Annotated in this window: 19 protein-coding genes, 7 tRNA genes and 1 riboswitch; of the genes, 14 read left to right on the forward strand and 12 right to left on the reverse strand. The window is 67.0% G+C overall.

Going from position 1 to position 25,531, the window contains the following annotated elements:
• Positions 1-59 precede the first annotated feature (59 nt).
• Genes ACQPYH_RS19580 through ACQPYH_RS19590 form a run of 3 tightly spaced genes read left to right on the forward strand, consistent with a single transcriptional unit; the run spans position 60 to position 3,614 of the window.
• Complete coding sequence (locus ACQPYH_RS19580) at positions 60-1,784, forward strand: glycoside hydrolase family 9 protein (RefSeq protein WP_432893242.1); 1,725 nt, start codon at positions 60-62, stop codon at positions 1,782-1,784.
• Between the two features lie 10 nt (positions 1,785-1,794).
• Positions 1,795-2,388 (forward strand): hypothetical protein, encoded by a 594-nt coding sequence (locus tag ACQPYH_RS19585; protein ID WP_432893243.1) that lies wholly within the window; start codon positions 1,795-1,797, stop codon positions 2,386-2,388.
• Positions 2,389-2,438: 50 nt separating this feature from the next.
• Positions 2,439-3,614 (forward strand): amidase family protein, encoded by a 1,176-nt coding sequence (locus tag ACQPYH_RS19590; protein ID WP_432893244.1) that lies wholly within the window; start codon positions 2,439-2,441, stop codon positions 3,612-3,614.
• 900 nt (positions 3,615-4,514) lie between these two features.
• On the opposite strand, the gene ACQPYH_RS19595 is transcribed toward ACQPYH_RS19590, so the two are convergent.
• Positions 4,515-4,985 carry a GbsR/MarR family transcriptional regulator gene (locus ACQPYH_RS19595; protein WP_130438491.1) on the reverse strand — a complete coding sequence of 157 codons (471 nt, stop codon included), beginning with the start codon at positions 4,983-4,985 and terminating at the stop codon, positions 4,515-4,517.
• Between the two features lie 62 nt (positions 4,986-5,047).
• Here ACQPYH_RS19595 and ACQPYH_RS19600 point away from each other — a divergent pair, with 62 nt between their 5' ends.
• Entirely contained in the window at positions 5,048-6,601 is a 1,554-nt protein-coding gene (locus ACQPYH_RS19600; RefSeq protein WP_432893246.1) for a DHA2 family efflux MFS transporter permease subunit, read from the forward strand.
• A 54-nt stretch (positions 6,602-6,655) separates the two neighbouring features.
• Here the strand turns inward: ACQPYH_RS19600 and ACQPYH_RS19605 are convergent, their stop codons facing one another.
• Both ACQPYH_RS19605 and ACQPYH_RS19610 read right to left on the reverse strand, forming a co-directional pair.
• Complete coding sequence (locus ACQPYH_RS19605; protein WP_432893248.1) at positions 6,656-8,104, reverse strand: glycine hydroxymethyltransferase; 1,449 nt, start codon at positions 8,102-8,104, stop codon at positions 6,656-6,658.
• Positions 8,105-8,132: 28 nt separating this feature from the next.
• A riboswitch (ZMP/ZTP riboswitch) is annotated at positions 8,133-8,215 on the reverse strand.
• A complete protein-coding gene (locus tag ACQPYH_RS19610) occupies positions 8,213-9,820 on the reverse strand; it encodes an acyl-CoA dehydrogenase family protein (RefSeq protein ID WP_432893250.1) in 1,608 nt (535 codons plus the stop codon). It overlaps the preceding riboswitch by 3 nt.
• A gap of 18 nt (positions 9,821-9,838) precedes the next feature.
• Here ACQPYH_RS19610 and ACQPYH_RS19615 point away from each other — a divergent pair, with 18 nt between their 5' ends.
• The 4 genes from ACQPYH_RS19615 (at position 9,839) to ACQPYH_RS19630 (ending at position 14,088) form a co-directional block, all read left to right on the forward strand.
• Complete coding sequence (locus ACQPYH_RS19615) at positions 9,839-11,110, forward strand: YihY/virulence factor BrkB family protein (protein WP_432893252.1); 1,272 nt, start codon at positions 9,839-9,841, stop codon at positions 11,108-11,110.
• Between the two features lie 148 nt (positions 11,111-11,258).
• On the forward strand, positions 11,259-12,326 hold the full coding sequence (gene rsgA, locus ACQPYH_RS19620; RefSeq protein ID WP_432893254.1) for a ribosome small subunit-dependent GTPase A: 1,068 nt from the start codon (positions 11,259-11,261) through the stop codon (positions 12,324-12,326).
• A 16-nt stretch (positions 12,327-12,342) separates the two neighbouring features.
• On the forward strand, positions 12,343-13,086 hold the full coding sequence (locus ACQPYH_RS19625) for an SDR family NAD(P)-dependent oxidoreductase (protein WP_432893255.1): 744 nt from the start codon (positions 12,343-12,345) through the stop codon (positions 13,084-13,086).
• A 216-nt stretch (positions 13,087-13,302) separates the two neighbouring features.
• Entirely contained in the window at positions 13,303-14,088 is a 786-nt protein-coding gene (locus ACQPYH_RS19630; protein ID WP_432893256.1) for an EamA family transporter, read from the forward strand.
• Between the two features lie 492 nt (positions 14,089-14,580).
• Here the strand turns inward: ACQPYH_RS19630 and ACQPYH_RS19635 are convergent.
• From ACQPYH_RS19635 to ACQPYH_RS19650, 4 genes are all read right to left on the reverse strand, one after another.
• A tRNA-Val gene (locus tag ACQPYH_RS19635) sits at positions 14,581-14,652 on the reverse strand.
• Positions 14,653-14,679: 27 nt separating this feature from the next.
• Positions 14,680-14,750: transfer RNA gene (locus tag ACQPYH_RS19640), tRNA-Cys, on the reverse strand.
• Between the two features lie 30 nt (positions 14,751-14,780).
• Positions 14,781-14,853, reverse strand: a tRNA-Gly gene (locus tag ACQPYH_RS19645).
• Between the two features lie 178 nt (positions 14,854-15,031).
• Positions 15,032-15,907, reverse strand: a complete 876-nt coding sequence (locus ACQPYH_RS19650) for a sigma-70 family RNA polymerase sigma factor (RefSeq protein WP_432893258.1) — start codon at positions 15,905-15,907, stop codon at positions 15,032-15,034.
• Between the two features lie 96 nt (positions 15,908-16,003).
• Between ACQPYH_RS19650 and ACQPYH_RS19655 the strand changes: the two genes are divergently transcribed.
• Entirely contained in the window at positions 16,004-16,444 is a 441-nt protein-coding gene (locus ACQPYH_RS19655) for a pyridoxamine 5'-phosphate oxidase family protein (protein ID WP_432893260.1), read from the forward strand.
• 1 nt (position 16,445) lies between these two features.
• On the opposite strand, the gene ACQPYH_RS19660 is transcribed toward ACQPYH_RS19655, so the two are convergent.
• Positions 16,446-17,372, reverse strand: a complete 927-nt coding sequence (locus ACQPYH_RS19660; protein WP_432893262.1) for a hypothetical protein — start codon at positions 17,370-17,372, stop codon at positions 16,446-16,448.
• 116 nt (positions 17,373-17,488) lie between these two features.
• On the opposite strand from ACQPYH_RS19660, the gene ACQPYH_RS19665 reads away from it, so the two are divergent.
• Entirely contained in the window at positions 17,489-18,397 is a 909-nt protein-coding gene (locus tag ACQPYH_RS19665) for an aldo/keto reductase (protein ID WP_432893264.1), read from the forward strand.
• Positions 18,398-18,500: 103 nt separating this feature from the next.
• On the opposite strand, the gene ACQPYH_RS19670 is transcribed toward ACQPYH_RS19665, so the two are convergent.
• From ACQPYH_RS19670 to ACQPYH_RS19680, 3 genes are all read right to left on the reverse strand, one after another.
• A complete protein-coding gene (locus ACQPYH_RS19670; RefSeq protein WP_432893265.1) occupies positions 18,501-19,643 on the reverse strand; it encodes a M20/M25/M40 family metallo-hydrolase in 1,143 nt (380 codons plus the stop codon).
• 543 nt (positions 19,644-20,186) lie between these two features.
• On the reverse strand, positions 20,187-22,301 hold the full coding sequence (locus tag ACQPYH_RS19675) for a hypothetical protein (protein WP_432893266.1): 2,115 nt from the start codon (positions 22,299-22,301) through the stop codon (positions 20,187-20,189).
• A gap of 827 nt (positions 22,302-23,128) precedes the next feature.
• Positions 23,129-23,200, reverse strand: a tRNA-Val gene (locus tag ACQPYH_RS19680).
• Between the two features lie 124 nt (positions 23,201-23,324).
• Here ACQPYH_RS19680 and ACQPYH_RS19685 point away from each other — a divergent pair.
• On the forward strand, positions 23,325-23,891 hold the full coding sequence (locus ACQPYH_RS19685) for a CGNR zinc finger domain-containing protein (protein WP_432893267.1): 567 nt from the start codon (positions 23,325-23,327) through the stop codon (positions 23,889-23,891).
• A gap of 202 nt (positions 23,892-24,093) precedes the next feature.
• Here the strand turns inward: ACQPYH_RS19685 and ACQPYH_RS19690 are convergent, their stop codons facing one another.
• Positions 24,094-24,906: an aminotransferase class IV gene (locus ACQPYH_RS19690; RefSeq protein WP_432893269.1), complete on the reverse strand. Its 813-nt coding sequence runs from the start codon at positions 24,904-24,906 to the stop codon at positions 24,094-24,096.
• A gap of 166 nt (positions 24,907-25,072) precedes the next feature.
• On the opposite strand from ACQPYH_RS19690, the gene ACQPYH_RS19695 reads away from it, so the two are divergent.
• The 3 genes from ACQPYH_RS19695 (at position 25,073) to ACQPYH_RS19705 (ending at position 25,376) form a co-directional block, all read left to right on the forward strand.
• A tRNA-Gly gene (locus ACQPYH_RS19695) sits at positions 25,073-25,145 on the forward strand.
• 61 nt (positions 25,146-25,206) lie between these two features.
• Positions 25,207-25,277, forward strand: a tRNA-Cys gene (locus ACQPYH_RS19700).
• Positions 25,278-25,304: 27 nt separating this feature from the next.
• Positions 25,305-25,376, forward strand: a tRNA-Val gene (locus ACQPYH_RS19705).
• Positions 25,377-25,531 lie beyond the last annotated feature (155 nt).

Genomic DNA, 25,531 nt, shown 5'->3' on the forward strand with positions numbered 1-25,531 from the left:
TGAGGTCCTGGCGTCGGTTCGGAGCCCTGGTGGCGGCAGCGGGTTTGGTGGTGGGACCGGTGACTACGGCAGAGGCCGCACCGGGTGGAGCGGTGCGGGTCAATCAGCTCGGGTACGGCGCCTTCGACAGCAAGGCGGCGTACGTCCTGAGTCGCGGGGTTGCGACGCATTTCTCCGTCGTGGACAGGTATGGGCGGCGGGTGTTGAGCGGTGCGGTCGGCAAGGACGTGGGGGAGTGGAATGCGACGTACCCGCACGTCTATCAGCTGGATCTGTCGGCGCTGAAGGTGCCGGGGCACTACCGGGTCGAGGTGCCCGGGGTCGCGTCCGCCGGGTTCGACGTGCGGGCTTCCTCGGACCGCCTGCAGGCGAGCGCCAAGGACAAGGTCGTGCAGTTCTTCACGGCTCAGCGGGACAACGTTCATCGCAATGATTCGAAGGCGCTCGTCTACGAGATCCCCGAGTTCGTGGATCCGGACAGCGACCAGACAATCGGTGAGCTGAAGCGCATCGGCGGTCCCGTCGATGTCACCGGCGGTTGGTACGACGCCGGCGACTACCTCAAGTTCACCCACATCGCGGCGTACTCGGAATCGTTGCTGTGGGCATCGGTTCGGGACAAGCCGGACAGCAAGGTCCTCGCCGAGGCGCGGCACGGGCTGGACTGGCTGGACAAGATGTGGGACCAGAAGACCCGGACGCTGTACATCCAGGTCGGCGTCGGTGCGGGCAACGACACCGAGACGTACATCGGTGACCACGACATCTGGCGGCTACCGGGCGTCGACGACCACCTGACCGATCCGTCCGAGCGCTTCCTGCGCAACCGGCCCGTGTTCCGGGCCGCCGCGCCGGGCAAGCCGATCAGCCCCAACCTGGCCGGACGTACTGCGGCGGCGTTCGCGCTGGCCGCACAGGTCGAGCCGAACCGCGCGGACGCGCGCCGGCATCTCGAGACGGCCGCGCAGATCTTCGCGCAGGCCAAGACGACGAACGTCGGGCAGTTGGTGACGTCGTTGCCGTTCGCGTTCTATCCGGAGACGGCATGGCGCGACGACCTCGAGCTGGGCGCGACCGAGTTGGCGTTGGCGGCCAAGCGGTTGGGCGATCCGCGCGCCGGCGCCTGGTTGAAGCAGGCCGGATATTGGGCTTCGCAGTACATCGCGCACGAGGCCGGCGGGGACACGTTGAACCTGTACGACGTGAGTGCGTTGGCGCATGCGGATCTGATCCGGGCCGCGCGGACCGATCGGCCGCTAGTCCGCGAGTTGGCCGGTGATCTGCGGGCTCAGTTGGAGATCGGGGCGTCGCGTTCGGCGGCGGATCCGTTCCGGGCCGGCGCGCAGTACGCCGAGTTCGACGCCGTACCGCACACGTTCGGCTTGGCTACGACCGCCCGTCTCTATGCACGCGCAACTGGCGATCGAAGCTACAACGCATTCGGTCAACAGCAACTCGACTGGGCCTTCGGCGCGAACGCCTGGGGCGTCTCCTTCGTCATCGGCGTGGGGCAGACCTTCGAACGCTGTCCCCATCACCAGATCGCGAACATCACCGGCCATCAGCTGACCGGCGCGGTGGTCAACGGGCCCAACTCCGCCGACCTGTTCACGGACGGGTTGGACGACTACCTCGACGGGATGACACATTGCCCGGCGGATGCGTCCGACGCGTATGCGCAGTACACCGGTCATGATTCGCGGTACGTGGACGACGTACGGTCCTGGCAGACGGCCGAACCGGCGGACGACTTCGCGGCGATCGCGGTCTACGCGCTGACGTAAACTCACGCGGGTGGCTGGCTGGAAAGACGTCCGGGAATTCACCCTCGGCAACATCTCCCGCCCGGCCACCCGCACCGGCAACCGGCTCGAGTTCGGCCCGAACGCTATCCGCGCCGTCCAGGACTCGGACGATGACGGCGTCCTCGAGCCCTACGTGTACGTCGGTGCCAACCGCTCGCTCTATCTCGACGCCGACCTGACCCAACTCCTGTGCCGCGTCGAGGCGACTGGCGAGCATTCCTGGTCGGTGCAAGATGCCGACTCTGAAATCGGCACCATCACCCGCCCCCCGTCGCATCGCCCCGTCCTCCGCCCCAACTGGCGAATCGACCAGCCCGGCCGACCGGTCATCACCGGCCGCACCGAATGGCTGTCCGGCAGCCCCGGCCGCCTGGCCGCCAAGGCCGCGACCCGCCTCATAGCCGGCGTACTCGACGGCCTCACCGGCATCGGCGACGAGGGCGGCGACCAGCCCACCAAGTCCCGCACCCTCGAATGGCGCACCTCCGACGAACTGGTGATGATCTCGGATTCCTCCATCCGCATCACCGCAGACTGGCTGGACCGCCGCCTAGCCTTCGCCTACACCCTCCTAGCCAAATGACCCACCGGCGAACCGCGTCCGAGATCGCGCTTGCTGTTCGGTCCAGGGCTGTGAGTGCGGTGGAGGTCGTCGAAGAGGCAATCGCGGCGGCCGAGCGGTTGGATCCGGTGCTGCATTTCTTGGACGAGCTGGATGCTGCGGCGGCGCGGGCGGCGGCGGGGCGGTTGCAGCCGGACGGGTTGCTGGCCGGCGTACCGTTCCTGATCAAGTCGCGTACGCCGCCGGACGCGCCGCTCATCGCCCGGCTGGTTGCCGCCGGTGCGATCCCGATCGGATGGTCGACTCGCGCCCGGCCCGGCGCTCAGTCCCTGACCTTCGGCTGGAACGGCGCCGACTACACGCGCAATCCGTGGGACCTGTCGCGATCACCGGGCGGTTCGACTGCAGGTGGCGCGGCGGCTGTTGCGGCGGGCGTCGTACCCCTGGCAACCGGCGGCGACAGCGGTGGCTCGCTCCGCATCCCCGCCTCGTTCTCCGGCGTCATCGGCTTCAAAGGCACCCACGGCCGCATCCCACGCCCCGGCGGTCGTCCGCTCGGCGGCCTCACCACAGCCGGCCTGATCGGCGCCGACCTCGACGACGTGATCCTGGCCACCAGCATCGCCAGCGGCCCCCACCGCCTGGACCCCACTGCTCTCCCACCGTGGCCGCACCGCGACGTCCTTGAGCACCCACCAACCAGAAACGACCGCGATAAATGGTCGATCGGCGCACAAAGAACCTGGCGGGTGGCGTACCGGTCGACGCTCGGGACGTGCGCGGCGGAGGTTGGGGTGGATGCGGTGGTGCGAGAGCGGGTCGCGAGGGTTGGGGTGGAGTTGATCGACGTACCGCTGGAGTTGGCGCCTACGGACGAAGCGTGGGGAGTGTTGTCCGACCTGGACAACGGGCGCGGAGCGGACGCGGCGGCGGCGCGGCGGGCGCGGGAGGTTCGGGACTTCAACAACACGGCGCTTGCTGATCTGTTCGCTGAGGTGGATGCGCTCGTCACGCCGACCACGCTGACTGTTGCCCACGGCTACGATCAGCACGAGGAGAGCATCGTCACCGGCGATCCGTGCTGGGTGTTCAACGTGACCGGTCATCCCGCGGTGAGTGTCCCGGTCGGAATGTCGCAGGGATTGCCGGTGGGCGCGCAGGTTGTCGCGCCGCATGGGGCGGACGACGTTGCGCTGGCGGTGGCTCGCCGGCTCCTGGTTGAGCTTCCCCTTCCGCCCGTCCACTGACCGGCGGCGGAAGAGCCTTTGCCACAGCGTCGATTGCCGATGCTTGCTTGCGGTCGGGCGTGGTTTCGCCGCGGGCGGTGGGGGAGCGTAGCGACTCGGGCTTGGTGAAGTCGGAGACTGCGGCAACGACCGGCTGCGTGTAGACATCACGGCGCATGGCGGTGGCCTGCGTGGTGAGGGGCGCCGGTGGGTGGACGGCTTCCGTCAGCTCGGTGCGGAGGAACTTGACGAGTTCCTTCGCTCGAAGGACTCGGCTGCGGCGGAGGACGTGCTGCTCGCCGGACAGCGACGCTTTCTCGCGCCAGCTGACGTCGAACATGATCCGGCCCAGCCGGAAGCCGGCATTCGTCTCGCCACCGGGGTAGCCCCGTGCGCCCCCGTCGGTGAAGAACTCGCTGTAGAACGCGCCCTCGTCCTCGAACTTCAGCACGTTCCAGGCCCGGAACTGATCCGTCGGCAGCTCGCCCCGCACCCACGCCTCGTCCATCAACGCATGCGACTCGGCGTTCAGCGGCCGATGTCCGACATACCGGTACTGCGGACGCTCACCCCGCCGGCGCCGTTCGTACTCCGTGATGATCTGCGGCCACTCGTCCGCGGAGATCGCCCGCGCCAGCCGCGACGCGAACGACGTGCGCGCTCGCAGTTCGGCCCGTGAGGTGACCGGATGATCGGTCCGCCCGGTCATCGTCTCGAGCTTGTCCATCACGAACGTCTCGCCGTTCGGCCCGACCCGCTCCCACTGGGTGACCCTCAGCGAGGGTCCGCCCGACCTGGCGTTGAGCGCACGGAGTACGGCGATCCCCGCGCGATAGACCGGGACGCGTCGGCGCATGATGCGCGTCTCCCAGCGAGTTCGCTCGTCGCTGTCGAGCCACGCAGTACCGACGAGGTCGCGGCTCATCCCGGGTGGTCCGCGCGCCAGTTCTTGATCATCTGTTCCATGTCGGTGTGGATGAAGGCGAAGAAGTCCGCGGCCTCGGTCAGCCGGCGCGCGACGGGGGAGTCCGCCGGGAAGAGACCGGCGCCGGAGCGGCTGGTCGCCTCCCACTCGCTCAGCGCGAGGTTGCGGCGCTCGAGGATCGCGGCGAAGACGTCCTCGCGGATCCGGTAATGATCCTTGCGTGAACCGGGCAGCCGCTCGCGCGAGATGAACGACACCTGCAACAACTGCCGGACGGCGCCCGACACCGCCGGCTGGCTGATCTTCAACGACTCGGCCAGCTCGGCTGCCGTCATCGTGCCGGTCGGGCTGACCAGCATCGCGCCCATCACCCGAGCCGACATCGTCGGTACGCCGCTGTTCGCCAGCACGCCTGCGAACCGCTCGACGAACTGGCTCACGGCTTCCCGGCTCGGTTCCTCCGCCATGGTTGAAGCTTACAGTAATTTGATTGATCGCAACTATCACAAAGTTCTGATAATTTGAATCCATGACCTCGACCACCGACACCGCAGCGCCGACGCTCACCGGCGGCCGCCGCTTCGGCGTACTCATCGCACTCTGTCTCGCCGTCCTCGTGCTCGGCCTCGACACGACCGTGCTCAACGTCGCCTTGCCGACGCTCGCGCAGGACCTGGACGCGTCGACCAGCCAGCTGCAATGGATGGCGAACAGCTACAACCTCGTCCTCGCCGCGCTGCTGCTGCCGGCCGGTCTGCTCGGCGACCGGTACGGGCGGCGCAAGATCATCGCGATCGCGCTCACGCTGTTCGGTCTCGCATCGCTGGCCTGTGCGCTGGCCGATTCCGCGGGTCAGCTGATCGCAGCCCGGGCATTCCTCGGGATCGGTGCGGCGATGATCGTCCCGGTCGCGCTGTCGCTGATCACCGTGCTGTTCCGCACCGCGGAGGACCGGAAGAAGGCGATCGGGTTCTTCGTCGTTGCCAACAGCATCGGTATGCCGCTCGGCCCGATCATCGGCGGACTGCTCCTCGATCACGCCGGCTGGCAGTGGATCTTCCTGATGAACGTGCCGATCGCCTTGATCGCAGCCCTCGCGGTCACGTTGCTCGTCCCGGAGACGCGCAGCTCGAACCGGCCGGCGATCGACTGGCTCGGCATCGTGTTGTCGAGCACCGGCCTCGCGGCCCTCGTGTACGGCGTGACCAAGGCCGGCGAATCATCCTGGACCGACGCTGTCACGATCGTGTTCCTCGGACTGGCCGTCGTCCTGATCGCCGGGTTCCTGCTCTGGCAACGGCGCAACCGTGAGCCGCTGATCGAGCTCCGGCTGTTCAGCGAGCGGGTGTTCACCGGCGGCGCCGTGCTGCTGACGGTGTCGGTGTTCGCGATCTTCGGATTGCTGTTCACGATGCCGCAGTACTTCCAGGGCATCAACGGATCCGATGCGCTGCACACCGGGCTGAAGTTGCTGCCGTTCATCGGCGGGATGACGATCGGCGCGAAGCTGGCCGAGCCGGTGGAGGCCCGCATCGGCACGCGGCTGGTGGTGATGACCGGGTTCGTGGTGATGGCGGTCGGGTTCGCGCTCGGCGCCTTCACCGATCTCGGGACCGGGTACGGGTACACGGCGATCTGGTTCGTCGTGGTCGGATTCGGGCTCGGGTGCTCGATGCCGCAGGCAATGAACGCGGCACTCGGCGTACTCGATCCGGAGCGGGCCGGGACGGGATCCGGCCTGCTGCAGGCGTTCCGTCAGGTCGGCGGCACGGTCGGTGTCGCCGTACTCGGCACCGTGCTGAACTCGGTCTACCGCCACAACATCGACACGAGTGCGCTGCCCGCGCAGCTCGCCGACGCGGTCGAGAAGAGCCTTGGAGGTGGCCTGGCGGCCGCCGCGAAGGCAGGCTCACCGGACCTGCTCGCCAACGTCCGCGACGCCTTCATGAGCAGCCTGAACACCACCATGTGGGTGTCGGCAGCCATCGCCGCCGTCGGCGCGATCCTCGCGGCGGTGCTGATGCCGAAGCGGGCCGCGAAGGCCTCGCGGGACGCGCTGATGGGCGTCCAGCAGGACGCCTGACCGCAAACGACAGCGCCCGCTCCAGCGGGGGAGCGGGCGCTGTTCTGTTCTGGATCAGTTGAGCTCGAGGCCCGGGTAGAGCGGGTGCTTGTCGAGGATCTCGGCCGAGGCGGCGCGGGTCTTGTCGGCGACGCCGTCGGCGAGGACGTACTTCGCCTTGGACGGAGCGCCCGCGGACGTGGTCGTCGGGGTGGTTGCGGACAGCACGTCCACGATCAGCTCGGCGACCCGGTCGAACTCGTCGGCGCCGAACCCGCGCGTGGTGAGTGCCGGCGTACCGATCCGGACGCCCGAGGTGTACCAGGCGCCGTTCGGGTCGCGCGGTACCGCGTTGCGGTTGGTGACGATGCCCGCGTCGAGCAGCGCGGACTCCGCCTGCCGGCCGGTGATGCCGTACGACGAGACGTCGAGCAGGACGAGGTGGTTCTCGGTGCCGTCCGTCACGAGCTTCACGCCGCGCTTCATCAGGCCCTCGGCCAGTACGACGGCGTTGTCGGCGACGGCCTGCGCGTAGTCACGGAACGACGGCTGACGCGCCTCGGCCAGCGCGACCGCCTTCGCGGCCATCGTCTGGCTCAGCGGACCGCCCAGCACCATCGGGCAGCCGCGGTCGACCGACTCGGCGTACTCCGGCTGGCACAGCACCATGCCGCCGCGCGGACCACGCAGCGACTTGTGCGTCGTCGTCGTGGTGACGTGCGCGTGCGGGACCGGGTCGAAGTCGCCGGTGAAGACCTTGCCCGCGACCAAGCCGGCGAAATGCGCCATGTCGACCATCAGCGTCGCGCCGACCTCGTCGGCGATCTCGCGCATCTTGGCGAAGTTCACCTTGCGCGGGTACGCCGAGTAGCCGGCGATCAGGATCAGCGGCTTGAACTCGCGGGCCTTGCGGGCGACCTCGTCGTAGTCGAGCAGGCCCGTCTCCGGGTCGGTGCCGTAGGAGTGCTGGTTGAACATCTTGCCGGAGATGTTCGGCCGGAAGCCGTGGGTCAGGTGACCGCCGGCGTCCAGCGACATACCGAGCATCTTCTGGTCGCCGAGCGCCTTGCGGAGCTTGGTCCAGTCCTCGTCGGACAGGTCGTTGACGTGCTTGGCGCCGGCCTCGGCCAGCGCGGGGGATTCGATCCGCTGCGCCAGGATCGCCCAGAACGCGACCAGGTTCGCGTCGATGCCGGAGTGCGGCTGGACGTAGGCGTGCGGGGCGTCGAACAGGGCCGTGGCGTGGTCGGCCGCGGTCTGCTCGACGGTGTCGACGTTCTGGCAGCCGGCGTAGAAGCGGTGCCCGATCGTGCCCTCGGCGTACTTGTCCGAGAGCCAGTTACCCATCGTCAGCAGGGTGGCGGGGGAGGCGTAGTTCTCGCTGGCGATCAGCTTCAGCGAGGACCGCTGGTCGGCCAGCTCGGCCTTGATCGCGCCGGCGATCGTCGGTTCGACCGCGGCGATCACCTGCAGCGCGTTGTTGTACGCGGCCGACGCCGCGGCGGCATCGAAGGATTGAGTCATCGTTGTCTCTCCTGCGGTTGCAGTGGGTCGAAGGCACCCAGGCGCACGGTGCCGACGGGTTTCGCTCCCCGGTGGTTCTCCACCTTCAGCGCGCCAGTCGCGACGGCGTCAGCCTATCGTGCGTTCGACGATCCGATCGAACGGCGTCGTCCGCGGCAGCGTCCCGAACACGCCGCCCCAGTCCTGCGCCAATCGCGACGCCACGAACGCGTCGGCCACCTCGGGCGTCGACTGCCGGATCAACAAGGATGCCTGCAGGCACAGGGCCATCTGCGCAGCGAGCCTACGGGCGCCGGCTTCGGCATTCTCGACGTCAGCAAGCGCTTGCAGGACGTCGTTCACCGCCGTGTCGAGCCGTCCGTCCGCACCCTGTACGGCGGCCAGCTCCGTCAGCCAGGCATCGAGCGACTCGGGCCTTCGCAGCGCCCGCAGTACGTCGAGCGCATTGACGTTGCCCGACCCTTCCCAGATCGAGTTCAACGGCGACTCCCGGTACAGCAACGGCAGCCCGGACTCCTCGACATACCCGTTGCCCCCAAGACACTCCAACGCCTCGGCAACCATGAACGGAGTCCGCTTACAAACCCAGAACTTGGCCAACGGAAGCGCGATCCGCCGGAACGCGGAGTCGCCGGCGTCGACCGCTGCGGCCAGGCGCATCCCCAGCGCGGTCGCCGACTCACTCTCGATCGCGAGGTCCGCCAGCACATTCTGCATCGCGGGCTTGTCCGCCAGCAGGCCACCGAAGGCGGAGCGGTGCCTCGTGTGCCAGATCGCCTCCACGAGAGCTCTCCGCTGCAGCGCCGCCGACCCTAGTACGCAGTCCAGGCGGGTGGCGGCGACCATCTCGATGATGGTGCGGACGCCGGCGCCCTCGTCGCCGAGGCGGTAGCCGATCGTCCCGTGGAACTCGACCTCGGACGACGCGTTCGACCGGTTCCCCAGCTTGTCCTTCAGCCGCTGCAGCGCGAACGGGTTCCGGTTGCCATCGGCAAGCACCCGCGGTACGACGAAGCAGCTCAGCCCGTCCGGCGCCTGCGCCAGCACCAGGAACACATCCACCTGCGGCGCCGAGCAGAACCACTTGTGCCCGTTCAGCTGGTACTCACCGTCGCCCACAGCCGTCGCGGTCGTGAGGTTCGCCCGTACGTCGGACCCGCCCTGCTTCTCGGTCATCCCCATCCCGGCGAGCACACCGCTCTTCGCGGCGACCGGCAACCGCCGTACGTCGTAGTCCGTCGACGCCAGCTGCGGGACCCACTCCTTCGCGAGGCGCTCGTCCGCGCGCAGCGCCGGCACAGCGGCGTACGTCATCGAGATCGGACAACCGTGCCCCGGCTCGACCTGGGACCACACGTAGAACCCGGCCGCTCGGGTCAGATGCGGCGACGGCCGATCGCTGGTCCAGGGCGCGGCTTGCAGCCCGAATCCGACGGCCTGCTCCATCAGCCAGTGCCACGACGGGTGGAACTCGACCTCGTCGATGCGGTTCCCGTAGCGGTCGTGCGTGCGCAGTACCGGCGGGTTCTGGTTCGCCGGGAGGGCGTGTGCGCGGGCCTCGTCCGACCCCGCCAGCTCGCCGATCCGGTGCAGACCGGGGTCGTCCGCCAGGTCGGCGTACGGACGCAGAGCGTCACCGAGAGCCGCATCCTGGGTGAAGAAGTTCACGCCCCGCAGTGGGGGAGCCTGATTCGTTACCGCGAATGGGTCCGCCATGTCAGTACGGTAAGCGGTATGGCACGTTCTGGGGCAGGACCCACTGGTGGGAGCTCCCTCTCATTGGCATGGGTTCGCCGGATCCCCGCGACGACCTGGAGTCTGCTGACGCAGACCGTCGGGGTGTGCTTGCGGTACCGCGTCACCGGGCTCGCAGCCGAAGGAGCGTTCTTCGCGATCCTCTCGCTGCCGCCGCTGATCTTCGGACTCGCCGGATCGCTCGGTTACATCGCGAGCAAATGGTTCGAGGTCGAGACCATCAACGACATCAAGCAGCAGATCGTCGACCTGGCCGCCCGGGCGCTGACCGACGACTCGATCAAGAGCGTCATCTCGCCGACCCTCGACCAAGTGCTGAACGGCGGCCGTCCGGACGTCATCTCGATCGGTTTCGTGCTGTCACTGTGGTCCGGCAGCCGCGCGCTCAACGTCTTCGTCGACACGATCACGATCATGTACGGGATGGGCGGCAAGCGCGGCATCGTCCGGACCCGCGCGCTGTCCTTCAGCCTGTACTGCGCGGCGCTGATCATCGGCGTGATCGTCCTGCCGCTGGTGCTGGCCGGTCCGGACGCGGTCCAGGCGCTCCTGCCGCACCGGCTCGACTTCCTGAACCAGCTGTACTGGCCGGTCGTCACCATCCTGTCCGCAGGCTTCTTGAACACGCTGTACCACCTGTCCGTGCCGATCCGGACGCCCTGGGTCTCCGACCTGCCCGGCTCGTTCCTGGCGCTGTCGATCTGGATCCTGGGCAGCTTCGTACTGCGCTGGGTCCTGCAGAGCACCGTCGGCGGTACGTCGATCTACGGTCCGCTGGCCGCGCCGATCGCCGTACTGATGTGGCTGTATATGACAGCTATCGCGGTGCTGATAGGTGCAGCCCTGAACGCTGTGGTGGACCGGCTGTGGCCGCACAAGCAGCATGTCGTCGAGGTCAAGGCTCAGGCCGCCGAAGAGGACGAGGTCGAGCCGGTGATGAAGGCGCAGGCTGAGCCTCACCACGACCACACGCTGACGCCGGTGGAGTCCGACGAACGTCCGGAGGCCGAGGTGGCGCGCAAGGTGGAGGAGCTCGCGGAGCGACCGCTGAAGTCTGCTCCTGCCGCGGAGGTGCCTGGGAAGCCTGCGCCTGAGAAGCTGGCACCTGCGAAACCAGCACCTGCGAAACCAGCACCTGCGACACCGGCGCCTGCGAAGCCTGCTGCTGAGGAGCCTGCCGCTGAGCCGGTGCGGAGGCCTGCGTCAGTCGGAAAATCCGGTGCGCAGGGTGACACCGACGACCTAGTCTGACCACATCAGACGGTCCCCGGCTCGGGACCGACCGGACCGGAGGGAGGCAGCTGCCATGAGCTATTACCAGGCCCAACGGCCTGCTGTCTCCGACATTGTCCGTCCGCTGAGCTGAGCTCGCGGCCGGGCCCTCTGAAAGGTTCGCCGCATGTCAGCCACACTCCAGGCCCTGGGACTCGACAGCTCCACGGCCGAATTCCTGCAATCCGTCCCGGAAGAGCTGGTCCCGGGACGCGTCGCCCGGGTCGACAAGGGCCTGGCGACGGTCTTCACCACGGACGGCCCGGTCCGCGCGAGCTGGTCCGGCGCACTGCTCGCCGAGATCGCTTCCGACCCCCAGGCCGGCCCGTGTACGGGGGACTGGGTCGTACTGCGTTTCTGGCCGGACGACCGCATCACCATCGAGTCGGTGCTCCCACGCCGTACTGCGATTGTCCGGGCGGAGGTCGGCGGGTCGTCGCGCGGGCAGGTGCTCGCGTCGAACGTCGACGTGATCGCCATCGTCGTCGGTCTGGTCCCGGAGCCGAACATCGTCCGCATCGAGCGCTTCATGGCGCTGGCGTGGGAGAGCGGCGCGCGGCCGGTCGTCGTACTCACCAAGTCCGACCTGGTCGGTGACGCCGATTCAGTGGCTGAGGACGTGGCGCTGGCTGCGCCGGGTGCCGACGTACTGGTGTGCAGCGCGACCACCGGCGCGGGGATGGACGACGTACGCGCATTGCTGGACGGGGACGCCACTGTGGCGTTGCTGGGGTCCAGTGGGGCGGGCAAGTCGTCACTGGTGAACGCACTGGCCGGTGTGGAGCTGCTGGACGTGCAGGACATCCGCGAGGACGGCAAGGGGCGTCACACCTCGGTGCGGCGCGAGCTGATCGTGCTGCCGACCGGCGGGGTCGTCATCGACACGCCTGGGCTGCGGGGGATCGGTCTGCAGGAGTCCGGGGAGGGGTTGGCTGCAGCGTTCCCGGACATCACTGCGCTGGCCGGGCAGTGCAAGTTCAAGGACTGCTCGCACGTGATGGAGCCTGACTGTGCAGTGCGGGCTGCTCTGGACGATGGGTCCCTGCCGTACCGCCGCTATGACAGCTGGGTGAAGCTGCAGCGCGAGGCGGCGTACATGGCACGTCGGGCAGACATCCGGCTCCGCAACGAGGCGAAGAAGGAGTGGGTCCGCGCCAGCAAGTCGTACCGCCGCGACCACAAGCCTCGACCCTGATGAAAAGATCGCCTGCATGAACCGCTCAGTGCTGGTGACAGGAGCATCCCGGGGGATCGGAGCAGCAACAGCCCGCGCGTTCGCCGCTGCGGGGGACCGGGTGGCGGTGCATTACAGCGCCTCGGCGGATGCGGCTGCCCAGGTGCTGAAGGAACTACCAGGCACAGGCCATGTGATGGTGCAGGCCGATCTGGCTGATCCGGCGGCGATCGAGTCGATGGTCGAGGACGCTGCGCGAGCGCTGGGCAGCATCGACGTACTGGTGAACAACGCCGGCCTCTACGTCCCACACCGGATCCGCGAGACGACGTACGCCGAGTGGCAGCAGGCGTGGACCGACACCCTCGCGGTCAACCTCGTCGGCCCGTCCAACGTGACCTGGTGCGCGGTCCGGCACATGGGCCGCGGCGGCCGCATCATCAACGTCTCCTCCCGAGGCGCCTTCCGCGGCGAACCCAACCAACCCGCCTACGGCGCCTCAAAGGCCGCCATCGTTTCCTTCACCCAGTCGCTTGCACGAGCCCTCGGACCCGAAGGCATCGCCGTCACCGCCATCGCCCCAGGCTGGACGGTCACCGACATGGCCGCCGTGAACCTGGCCGGCGACGGGTACAACCGCCGCAGCCTGGAAAGCCCTCTGGAACGAGTAGCCGACCCCTCCGAGGTAGCCGCCGCAATCCTCTACCTGGCCTCACCAGAAGCCGAGTTCGCCACCGGCACCGTCCTGGACTTCAACGGCGGCTCCTACCTCCGCATGTAAACCAGTCGCCCGAGGGCCCGCCGGCTGACTATGGTCCACCTCATGCATCGCATCATCACTCCGCCGACCGCCGCCGCTTAGCGGACGGCGTCCTCACGCTCAGGTCCCTCCGACCTGAGCTCCTTCGGCCTGTTCGCAGACGCGCCCTTTGACCTTGCGAACACACCGGAGCACCTGATGCACTCCCGTCTCTCGACCCGACGCGCCCTGATCTTCATGACCCTGGCAGGCCTGGCCTGGGGCACCGGCGGCCCAACCGGCGCCCTCCTCGGGCACACCGGCCTGACCCCCACAGCGACGTCCTTCTGGCGCCTAGCGACGGCAGCCCTCTGGCTGGCAATAGCCCGCCGCATCACCCGCAGAGGCCCAGCCCGCCCCGTCTTCGCCGCAACCCCACTCCGCCACCTGGCAAGCGGCGCCGGCCTAGCCCTCTGCCAACTCGGCTACTTCGCTGCCATCCCTCGCGTAGGCGTAGGCATAGCCACAGTCATAGCCCTGGGCGCCGCCCCCATCCTCATCACCCTCGCAGCCCGAGAGCGACTAACCCCCTCAGTCCTCGCCGCAATCACCGGCCTGACCCTCCTGACCGCCACCACCGGCACCACAAACCTCACAGGCATAGCCGCCGCCCTGGCATCGGCGGTCGGCTACTCAGCCACAACAATCCTCAACCGCAACACCCCAGACCCCCTAACCACGGCGTACCTAGGCTTCGCAACAGGCGCCGCGTTCCTCCTACCGTTCGCCGCCCTACCAACAACCCGCAGCGCCTGGCTCCTGATCGCCTACTTCGGCCTGATCCCCACAGCCCTCGCCTACACCCTGTTCTATAAGGCCCTAACAACCCTGAAAGCCTCAACAACAGCCCTAATAGCCCTTATAGAGCCAGTAGTAGCCACAGCCCTAGGCCTACTCCTCTTCCAAGAACACCTAACAACCACCAGCCTCATAGGCGCAGGAGTCCTACTAGCCGCAGTAGCAACCCACGCCTCCCACGAATAACCAACCCACCCCACGCTGGTGAGCGAACTGCGCAACCCACCCCAGCCCGCCGAACGAACCGCTCCACCCAGCCCCGCCGGTGAGCCGACCGCCCAACTCAACCCACGCCGGTGAGCGACCTGCCGAACCCAACCCCAGCTGGTGAGCGAAGTGCCGAACCCAACCCAAGCCGGTGAGCTGACTGCCCAACCCAGCCACGGAGCCGAGCCGCCCCGCAAACCCAACCCCAACTGGTGAGCCGACCGCTCAACCCAGCCCAAGCCGCCGAGCCGACCCGCAAACCCAACCCCAGCTGGTGAGCCGACCGCTCACCCCGGCCCAAGCTGGTGAGCGAACTGCCGGGCCCAGCCCAAGCCGCCGAGCGAAGCGAAGGCGCAGGGGGTGCGGGTGGCGAAGCCCCCGCAACGCGGCGAGCGAAGCGCAGCCGCACAAATGACGAAGGCGAGGCGGTCAGCGCAGGAACTGCGCGACACACCTCGCCCATCGCCTTCGTGGACGATACTGGGATCGAACCAGTGACCTCTTCCGTGTCAGGGAAGCGCGCTACCGCTGCGCCAATCGTCCGGGAAACTCAAGACTACTGAGGTTTCGAGGTGGAGACGGGATTCGAACCCGTGTACACGGCTTTGCAGGCCGTTGCCTCGCCTCTCGGCCACTCCACCAGGTGAGAAAGCTGGGCCGAACCCTCTCCGAGCGGACGACCGGGTTCGAACCGGCGACCTCAACCTTGGCAAGGTTGCGCTCTACCAACTGAGCTACGTCCGCATCACCCCGAGCAGTTTCCCTCGGTGCGAGAGCAGAACAGTAGCGCACTTTCCGCCCTGACAAAAACCGGATTCGACCCCGGATTCCAGGCTGTCGCCGTCCGGGTACGACGAGCGTGAATCACACCCCATCCGTCACACGAGTCACACCGAACATGTCTACTCGCCACGCCGTCTGATCACCCCTTCAACGACGCGAGATCGACCGTTTCCAGGTAGTCGGCATCGCCCCGGAGATCGATCGTCGCGACACGCCCGTCGACGACCGTGAAAGAGAACACAACGACCGGTTCGCCGCGCTGCATCCACACCAGCCCGGGCATCCCGTCGACCAGCACGAGTTTCGCCGCTTGCGCCCGTCCGGAGAACGCGGTCGCGACCCGGTCGTGCCCGGTGATGCTCGCGGCAATCCCGCGTTCCGCAGCGCTGGCGTCTGCCCGCAGTACGACTTCCGGATCGAGCACCTCGAGCAACGCCGAGAAGTCCGCGTTGCGTGCGGCGGCCAGGAACGCGCTGACGACTTCCTGCTGGCGGACCACATCCACGCTGGACGGTTCCGGCGTACCGCGGACTCTGCGTCGTGCGCGGCTCGCGATCTGCCGCGCGGCCGCCGGCGATTTGCCGATGATCGGCGCGATGTCTTCGAAGGGTACGGCGAACAGGTCGTGCAGTACGAACGCCAGCCGCTCGGCAGGCGACAGCGTCTCGAGTACGACGAGCAGCGCGAGCCCGACCGAATCCGCCTGGACCGCTTCCAGCTCGGGATCGGGTACGACGTTGTCCGCGAGCACGGGGGAGTGATCACTGACCGGCAGTTCGGGCCGGCCGCGGCGGGTGCGGAGCATGTCGAGGCAGATCCGCCCGACGACGGTGGTCAACCAGCCGCCCAGGTTGTCGATCGTGTCGGTGTCGCTGCGGCTGAGCCGGATCCAGGTCTCCTGGACCGCGTCCTCGGCCTCCGGTTCAGAGCCTAGGATCCGGTACGCGACAGCCCGCAGGCGGTCCCGGTTCTGCTCGAACCGCGTCGCGAGCCAGTCGTCCCCGTCCATGTCCATCACCATTCCACCTGTCACACCACCCGGCCCAGCGCCGTCATCCCGATGACGTAGGACTGGGACCACATGTGACATCGGACCGAACAGGAGCACGCCATGTCGGAACCACCCCGCCCGCTGCCCGTCCGCAAGCAGGACATGCTGCACCGCTTCGAAGACGACGTCGACGCCTGGGTATCCACCGCGTCGCTCGACGGTACGCCGTACCTGATGCCGCTGTCGTTCCTGTGGTCCAACGACACCCTGCTGCTCTCGACAAGCGTCACCAACCCCACCGCCCGCAACCTCCAGGCCAACCCTCAGGTGCAGCTGGCCATCGGCCAGGTCCGCGACGTCATCCACATCGCCGGAACCGCCGCAATCACAGACATCACCGAGACCGAAGGCGACTCGTTTGCCACCAAGGCCGGCTTCGACCCCCGCCCCCTGCCCAACTACCCCTTCTTCCGCATCACCCCCACCAAGATCCAAACCTGGCGCGAAGTCAACGAACTCAAAGACCGAGTCCTGATGGACAAAGGCATCTGGCTGGTCTGACTCACCAAAGGAAGGTCAACTCCGACAAGGTGACATGCGGTCGCTCGGCCAACCACGTGTCGAGGCAGCTCTGCAGGTCGGCTTCTGACCCGGCCAGGCCGAGTACTGCGGCGTCCGCCGCCACAGGTGCATGCTGGTGTGCTTCCGGCGATCCGTGGGAGCACTCCGAGCACATCAACCGAATCCCGGACCACTCGTCGACCCCAAGCCCCGCTGGGCCGGCGAGGTCGGCCAGAGCCTCCTTGTCGTCGGCGTCGGCGCCGACCACCTGCGCCTGCCAGGTCGGCAGACCGGACTCCTCCAGCCGTACAAGCTCGTCGAACACGGGTACGTCGTTCCGGTGCCCCTTCGGCTCGCCGTCGTGCAGTACCACGTCCCTGAAGCGATGACCGCTCTCCGGCAACGGCACGTTCGAGATCACCGCGTGTGCAGGGCTGCGTCGCCAGCACCAGACGACCTCGGTGTCGCCGTACGCCGGAACGACCTGATGCGTCAGACTCGGCCGGTCCGGATTGAGCCGGATCGGTGTCAGTCCGAAGTGTTGGTCGATCGGCTCGACGCCGGGCTCGATCGTGTCGATGCCGTACTCCGCCCAGGCCCACCGAGCGGTCGCCCAGTCGCCGAGCGCGGTCGCGGCGATCCCGAGATTCCACGCGGCCGGGTTGGCACCTCCGAACTCACGCCGCTCCTCGTCGGAGATCAGTTCCGCCGCCCGCCGATTCCGCGCCGCCGAATCGGCCCACTCCTGCCGCCGCGCCTTCGAGTACATCCCAGCCTCGAACCACGCACCGAACGAGTCCGGCAGGACCTCGGTCAGCTCCTGGGCCAGCCGACCGGCGCGTTCGGCGTCACCGGGCTGTACGGCCTCGGCAAACTCCTGCGCCACCTGACGAGGCTCGCGCCCGCCGACCCGCCTGAAGATCTTCATCGCGACATTGTGCCGTGTGGGTTGACCTTGAGCGCGCTCCAGGAGGGAGGGTGGAGGGCATGTTGTCTCGGACTCTTGGAAATGGACGGAATGTCAGTGCGCTGTGCCTGGGCGCGATGAATTTCGGTACGTCGACGCCGGCCGACACTGCGATCGCGATTCTGGATCGGTTTGTCGAGTCTGGTGGGACGTTCATCGATACGTCGAACAACTACAACCAGTGGCACGGGCACGGTGGTGACAGTGAGGAGTTGCTCGGGCGCTGGATGCGCGAGCGCGGCAATCGCGACGAGTTGTTCATCGCGACGAAGTGCGGTGCGCGGACCACGGTGCCCGGCGATCCCGCTGACGCGCACTGGGAAGGGCTCAGCTCGCCTGCGATCGACGATGCCGTCAAGGGCAGTCTCGCCAGGCTAGGTGTTGAGCAGATCGATTTGTACTACGCGCACATCGACGACCGCAGTACGCCGCTGGACGAGACCGTTGGCGCATTCGGGCGGCTGGCCGCGGATGGGGTCGTTGACCTGATCGGCTGCAGCAACACGGCGACGTGGCGTCTGGATCGGGCTCGGCAGACCGCAGCTGCCCAGGGCGTTGCGCAGTACTCCGTTATCCAACAGCAGTCGAGCTACCTCTGGCCGAACCCGCCTGAACTGCAGGGCCAACGTCGTCACGGCACTCCGCACTACCAGCACGCAGGTGTCGAGCACTTCGACTACCTGTCGGAGCACCCGGACATGACGTTGGTGGCGTACCAGCCTCTCCTCGCTGGTTCGTACACGCGCTCGGACCGACCGTTCGAGCCCCGCTATGCCCACCCGACGGCGTACGTGCGCTATGAGGTGCTTCGCCAGGCTGCGCGCGACCTCGGTGCAACGCCGAACCAGGTAGTACTGGCATGGCTGCTGCACCACAACGTGATCCCGCTGTTCGGTGCGTCCTCGCTCGAGCAGCTAGAGGAGGCGCTGGCGGCGGCCGAGCTCCACCTCGACGCGGACCTGGTCGACCAGCTGGACAACGCCTGATCGCGGACCTGGCTGACCACGGGAGATCTGCGAGCCATGGACCTGGTAGATGCCGCCGGCAACCAGCCCCAGCTGGAATCACACGGCGGCACCTGGTCAGGCACTAGGCCGCGGGCTGTGGGGCTGCGGCCGGGCTGCGGTTTCCGTTCCGATCCACGGCACGGATGGCCATCTGTACGTTGTCCTTGGAGATGTCGAGCGTGACCGTGCTGACGTTCCCGACGGGGATCGCGCTGGTCCAATCGGACTCCGTGGTCTCGCGCAGCACCACCTCGTACCCGGTCAGGTTCGTTTCGGGGTTGGGATCCCAGGACAGCGTGGTGAGGTTGGTGCCTGAGAGCGTACCGGGCGGCGTTGTGTGGATCTGGGCGTTCTTCGGCGTACTGGGCGAGGTCGCCAGCCCCCACAGCGCCGCGGCGTTCACCCTCGTCACCCGGGCGATGTAGTCGAAGTCCACGAAGTCGATCAGGTCGCCGAACTGGACGCCGTCGACCATCTGGACGTTCTGGTGCTCGTGATTGAAGTTCTCCCGAGGCTCGGTGAACCTGGCGGCCGGGAATCCCAGGGTCTGGAACGAGACATGATCGCTGGCACGAAGGAACCGGTCGCGCCGCCAGACCAGCCGGATGTTCATGCCGGTCAGGCTCTTCGGCGCGACCGAGTGTACGAAGCGGCCGAGCTGGCGGGCCTTCCCGTCGTTCTCACCGCCGGCCGACTGCAACAGCGAGATCTGCGCAGCCGTCACGTTGGTTGGGATCCCCTCGAGGAACATCCGCACCGTGAACGGGTCAGGCTTGTGCCCGTCGAACGACCGGCTGGCCCCGATGATGTCGTTGCTGAACATCCCCTGTACGTCGTTGCCGGCCGCGGCCATCTGCGCTGCCATGAACGCGGAGCCGTACAGCCCTTGTTCCTCGCCGGTGACCGTGGCGAACACGATCGTGCCGGGGAACTGATGCGCCGCGAACACCCTCGCCAGTTCGAGCACACACGCCACGCCGGACCCGTCATCGTCGGCCCCCGGCGCATCGCTGGTGAAGTCCATAACGTCAGTCACCCGCGAGTCGAGGTGACCGGTGACGACATAGAACCGCTCGGGCGACGCGGTCCCCTTCAGCGTGGCGATGACGTTCGTGATCTGGGTCGGCACAGGGATCCGACTGGAAACCGGCTGAATGAACGACTGCCGCTGCACCGTCATCCTGCCGCCCGACGTCGCAGCAATAGCCCCCATCTGCTCAGCCACCCAGTCAGTCGCCGCCCCAATCCCACGCACCGGATCCGTCTGCGTCGACAACGTATGCCGAGTCCCAAACTCCGTCAGCCGCCGAATCGTCGCCCCAACCCGCCCCGAATCAACCTCCCGCAACAACTTCCGCAACTCCGGATCAAACTTGGTCGACCCAAGCCCACTCGATGCCGCGACGGGCACAGCATGCGCTTCGCCCGCGGCCCCCACCAGCACCGCACCGACGGCCCCAGCCGCCACAGCACCAGAACCAGCTAGGAATACTCGCCGACTCGACCCCACCGTGGAAGCCGAGGGCGACGCAGAAACTGAAGTCGACGACGAAGATCGAGACGAACGGGAGCCAGACATGGCGCCTCCTGAGTGAGCGGTCAAATACGCCTCGCCCTCACTCTGGCACCCCCCACCCACCCCGTCAGCCGCTCACCAAACAGGTTTTCCCTACTCTTTCCACTGCCGCGTACTTCGTAACACCCGCCAACACGTATCACCCCACTCGGCGCCTACCGCAGCCGAGCGAAGCGCAGGTGGCGATATCAGTCAGACGACCTCTGCTGATGCGTTCCGACGCCAGCCGATGGCAGGGGTCAGCGTTGTGCCGTCGCCGCTTTGAATTGCTCCCACGACCGATGCAAACGTCGCCCAGGCGTTGCCAACGGAGCCTGGGGAGGATCGCTCGCCGTGGAACCTGGCCTCGAACACGGTGGCGTTTCTCGAAGCCCAGTCGAAGACGGTTCCTTCGCCAGTCGGGATACCTGCGTTGGCAGCCGCGATGAGCGCCGCTATAGCTGCGCGATAGACAGGCACCGCGTGCCGTCCGTCGTTGTCCGCGCCGATCATGGCGTGCACAAGAATCAGGGCCTGGTCATGCGCACGGTCACCCAGTGTTCCGTCAGTGGGCGATGGAATCGACGAGGGTCCGGCAGCCGATCGTTCCGCGATCAGGGAATCCGCGATCGCGATGGCGCCTCTGGAAGCAGGTCGGCTGCACCATCTCGGTGCTCGGTGGTCCCGCTGAAGCCGGGCGTCGCCGTTGACGAACGGCGTGCTCACCAGATCGACGGTTCGCGTTGAAAGATCGATGATCGTCGTGAGATATCGACCCCCGTGTCGCTGCTGGTGCTCCGCGGAAACGCCGAGAAGGGTTAGGCCGAGGGCGAGCTTCCCGTCGGGAGACACGTCGATATCCGCGACAATGCGGCGATCGTCGGGCAGTCCGGCAAATCCTGACAGTGGGCCGATGTCCTCCCGATGATCTATGGCTACATCGTAGGAGAAGATGTGCGGAAGGCAGTCGTTCCCCGGCGCAATCTGTAACAAGGTCGATATGCCTTGCGCTGTCCAGAAGGCTAGCGGTCCATCAGTGCCGATCGTGGCGACCGTGCCGTCGTCGAGACGAACGAGGCGATGCTTACTCCATCCCGAGAGCAGGGCCCAGCTGCCGTCGGGTGATATGTCGAGGGTCTCCGCTCCGCTGAGCGAGTCGAAGGTTCGCACGTATCGACGTACCCCGGCGACGGGATCAAGTGTGACCAGCGCGCCTCGGTCTCCGCCATGAGATTCCAGTAGGACCAGCTGCCCGTGCTGATCGGGGACAATAGCGATCACCGATGGGCCGAACTCCGCAGCAAAGACTTCTCCGTCGTCAGAGAATCGTCCTGCCTGCGACCATGGAAACGTCAGGCCGGCCGGCGCGGCATCGTCCCAGCGAGAGAGATTCCGCCCGTCGCGAGCACCGAGGTCGAGCCCGCCGGGCAGGTTGGCTGCGTGGTGGGAAGGCCAGCCCGCGAAAGCCGTGTCGGTCAGGTCGTGGCGGCGTGCAGCGTGGGTGATGACAAATTGCGAGGGACCGAGAAACCTGCCGGTATCGTCAACAACCGCATCCCCGAAGCCGCGACCGCGTCCGCTCCACAGTGCTTCCGACAGTGACTCCACGGTTCGGAAAGTGTCTTGGTCATCCGGAAGCAGTTGCTGCACGGACTCGATGTAGATGAATCTGGCCGACGCAGCTGCATCGGAAGGTTCGTGACGACCATGCTGCTGGCTTCTGAGCGGCGGAGGCGCGATTGTCGGAGGCGCGATTGTCGGAGGCGCGCTTGGTGGTGGCGCGCTTGGCGGTGGCGTGACCGCGGGTGTGACTGGTGGCGAGGGCGGCGTCGTACGAGGGGTCTCGTCATAGTTGATCGATGGTGACCGATCGAGAACGCTTTCGCCGGATGTCGTGGCTGGATGAGCAGTCTTGGCTGCGGCCTCCAGCGCTCGCATCTTTCTCCAGGCGAATTGAGCGTGCTCCATGACGCCGTAGCGGAAGTTCGCGTGACTGACCCAGGTCCTGATGGCCGCACCGCTTGGGCGCGGCTCGATGTCGACAGCGATAGTCGGGCCGTTGACCTTCATCCGATTCCGGGCGCGGAACTCGAGACCATCGCTGCCGAGTTCCCAGGTTCGTCCGGAGAACACCTTCCTGACAACAAATGCCGCTTGGGTGGGGGTCAAGGTGGTCGACAGGTAGGTCTGACGACGGATCACTATCTGAATATATGCATTCCACCCTGTGGCTCCGAGGATGAGTAGACCGAGCCACCAGACAGACGTGCCGAGCAGGCTCAGGCCGACCACTGCCAGGACGACGAAGAGTGCTATTGCGATGGGCATCCGTACTCCCGTATCCAGTCATTACACGCGTCTTCAGTTCGCAGCGACGCGTCGGCTTCGAGGCGGCACGATCGTGTGGCGGACCCGAATGTGAACTCCTGCATCGATGACCTTCCAGCTCGTCTGTGCGCGGCGGTCTGCGGTCGCGACACGACCTGACTACCTCAGGCGTGAGGGGAGCGCTGGCCCGTTTCGAACTCCCTGACGGACAGGGGCTCAGAACCATGCCTGCCACTGAAGTCTTGTTTCGCCTAACTACGGTGTAACTACGGGATGGCCGCAATGCTCGCAGTTGGACGGATGGCCCCATTTCACCCACGTCAATCTGCCGCAATGTCTATTGGGGCATTTCACCTTGACGTGTTCGCCGTACCTGGGATCCGTCGGCATGTTCCCCCCAATCCCCGCGAACCACAGCGTCCCCACGCCGAATCACGTCGCGAGAGTCCCTAATCCCCCCGGGCGAATGCCCGATTCGGCCTAGTGTGCTCTCGACCAGTCCGGTTCGCCAGCCCTTCGCAACAAAATTTCTCAACTGCCTTGCCCGCAGTTTCCGTGAATGATTGGCTTGCGCAGACGTTCTCGGTCCACGCGATGAGGAGAACCGGATAGGCCGCCGAGCAGGCGAGAGCATGTGCTGCCTTCGGCTCGTCGGGTGGAGGAGCCAGGCGCGCTTCCTGACGTCAGGCGACCCCAGCGGCTGAGGGGCGATCGTTCGACCTGTCGGCGATAGCCGGGCGTCGTGATCCCGATCCGCCCGACTGATGCGTGCGGACCCGAGTACGAAAAGGCCGGTCCCTGGGGGACCGGCCTCGGATGGATCCGGGTGGGCGATACTGGGTTCGAACCAGTGACCTCTTCGGTGTGAACGAAGCGCGCTACCACTGCGCCAATCGCCCGGATGGTGGTGCTGGTGTTTCGTATGGGGTGGTGCGGGTGAAACCTTAGCGCATCATTGCAGCGACGATCTAATCGGGCCGGGCTACTCTTGCTGCAGGACGGAGATCCCGTCGCGTTGGAGACGTGATTGTGACTTTCTCGCACGACACCGAGCAGGCGCTCGGGACGCTGGTCCGGCTCGTCAACACCATGCCCGGACCGAACAGCCAGGTCGACTCGCTGGAGACCCTCGAGGAACTGGAGAAGTTCGTCCAGGAGCGGGAGTTCAGCGCGGTCGACACGTTGTCGGACAAGGACCTGGCCGAGGTCCGCGATCTGCGGCCGCTGTTCGCGCCGGTGTTCACCACGGATTCCGACGCGTCCGCGGCGACGATGATCAACGCGATCATCGCGCGCGGTACGTCGACTCCGCGGCTGACCAACCACGACGGGCACCCGTGGCACATCCACTACTCCCGCGCCGGCGCGTCGCTGGCGTGCCGGATCACGGTGGAGTGCGGGATCGCGCTTGCCCAGGTGATCTCCGCCGGCGAACGCGAACGCCTCCGCCGCTGCGAGGCGCCGGACTGCGACGACGCCCTGATCGACCTGTCACGGAACCGCTCCAAGCGGTACTGCGACGCCCGCACCTGCGGCAACCGCTTGCATGTGGCGGCGTACCGCGAACGCCGCAAGGCGTCGGGGGAGTAGGCGCGCGGACCGCCACCACTCACCAAGCTCGCCATCACTGGCCGGCCGCCGCCTGGCGACCGGCCAGTCGGCTTCTTGGCGTGGGGTTGGTGAGTGGCTGAGGTCCGGGGCGGATCCCCAGGCCATCACAATTTCCTGACGCCGGCGCGCGCCCGCCGCGCATGACCGGGCCAGGCCGATTGTGATGGCCTGGGGATCCGGCCTACGGGTTGGGGTTCTCCGCCGATCGTTCCGCGAAGATCTTCGCGACCTGGGCGGTGATGGTGCCGGGCGCGGTGAGGTCGCGGTCGTCGACCCGGTGGATGCCTTGTACGTCGCGTGTCGTCGATGTGAGGAAGATCTCCTCGGCCTGGAACAACTGCTCCAGCGGTACGTCGCGCTCGACGCCGCCGAACCATTCGAGGATCAGGCCGCGCGTCACGCCCGCCAGCGCACCCGAATCCAGCGTCGGCGTGACGAGCTCACCGTCGTACACGCAGAAGATGTTCGAGCCGGTGCCCTCGGCAAGGTTGCCGATCGTGTTGGCGAAGATCGCCTCGCTGCCGCCGCGCTCCTTCGCGTAGGCGAGCGCGAGGACGTTCTCGGCGTACGACGTGGTCTTCAGGCCGGCGACCGCGCTGCGCTCGTTGCGGATCCACGGCACGGTGACGATCGCGGAGGTCGCGGACGGCCGCTTGATCTCCTGCGTCGCGATCAGGATCGTCGGCCCCGACGTACCGCGATCGGACGACAACGGTGAGACACCACCCGTGTACGTGATCCGCAGTCGAGCGAACTCCATGTCGGGATCGAGCACGGCCGCGATGCCGGTCTCGATCGCCGCGACATCGGGGGTCGGCAGGCCGAGTCCGACCGCGGAGCGGACGAGCCGCTCGAGATGCCGTCGTACTGCGAACGGGCGGCCGTTCTCGACCTTGATCGTCTCGAAGACGCCGTCGCCGGTGGTCAGCCCGTGGTCGAGCGGCGAGACGGTCGCCTCGTCGTCCAGCAAGGCGCCGTTGAGCCAGATACGCATGTGGTGCTCCTTCCGCGCAACACCTTAGTGCGCAGGGGATCCGGTACTGCGAGGTGACCAGCTGATGACGGTACGTCGACCTGCCGGCGGACCCCGATTTTTGATGTCGGCCCGGGATGGGCTAATGTTCTTTTCGCGCCGGGGGACACTGGAACCCGGTCGCACTGCGGACGTAGCTCAGTTGGTAGAGCGCAACCTTGCCAAGGTTGAGGTCGCCGGTTCGAACCCGGTCGTCCGCTCGGAGAGGGTTCGGCGGGCCTACTTCTCAGTGCCAGCTTTCTCAAAGCCAGCTTACTCAGTGGTGGAGTGGCCGAGAGGCGAGGCAACGGCCTGCAAAGCCGTGTACACGGGTTCGAATCCCGTCTCCACCTCGAAACCTCAGTAGTCTTGAGTTTCCCGGACGATTGGCGCAGCGGTAGCGCGCTTCCCTGACACGGAAGAGGTCACTGGTTCGATCCCAGTATCGTCCACGAAGGCGATGGGCGAGTCGTGCCGACGGAAAGCGTCGGCCGGCTCGCCTTCGTCATTTGTGCGGCTGCGCTTCGCTTGCCGCGAGCGGGGGCTTCGCCACCCGCACCCCCTGCGCTCGCTTCGCTCGGCGGCTTGGGCTGGGCTCGGCAGTCAG

Source organism: Kribbella sp. CA-245084 (genome assembly GCF_050942355.1).
Classification (GTDB): domain Bacteria; phylum Actinomycetota; class Actinomycetes; order Propionibacteriales; family Kribbellaceae; genus Kribbella.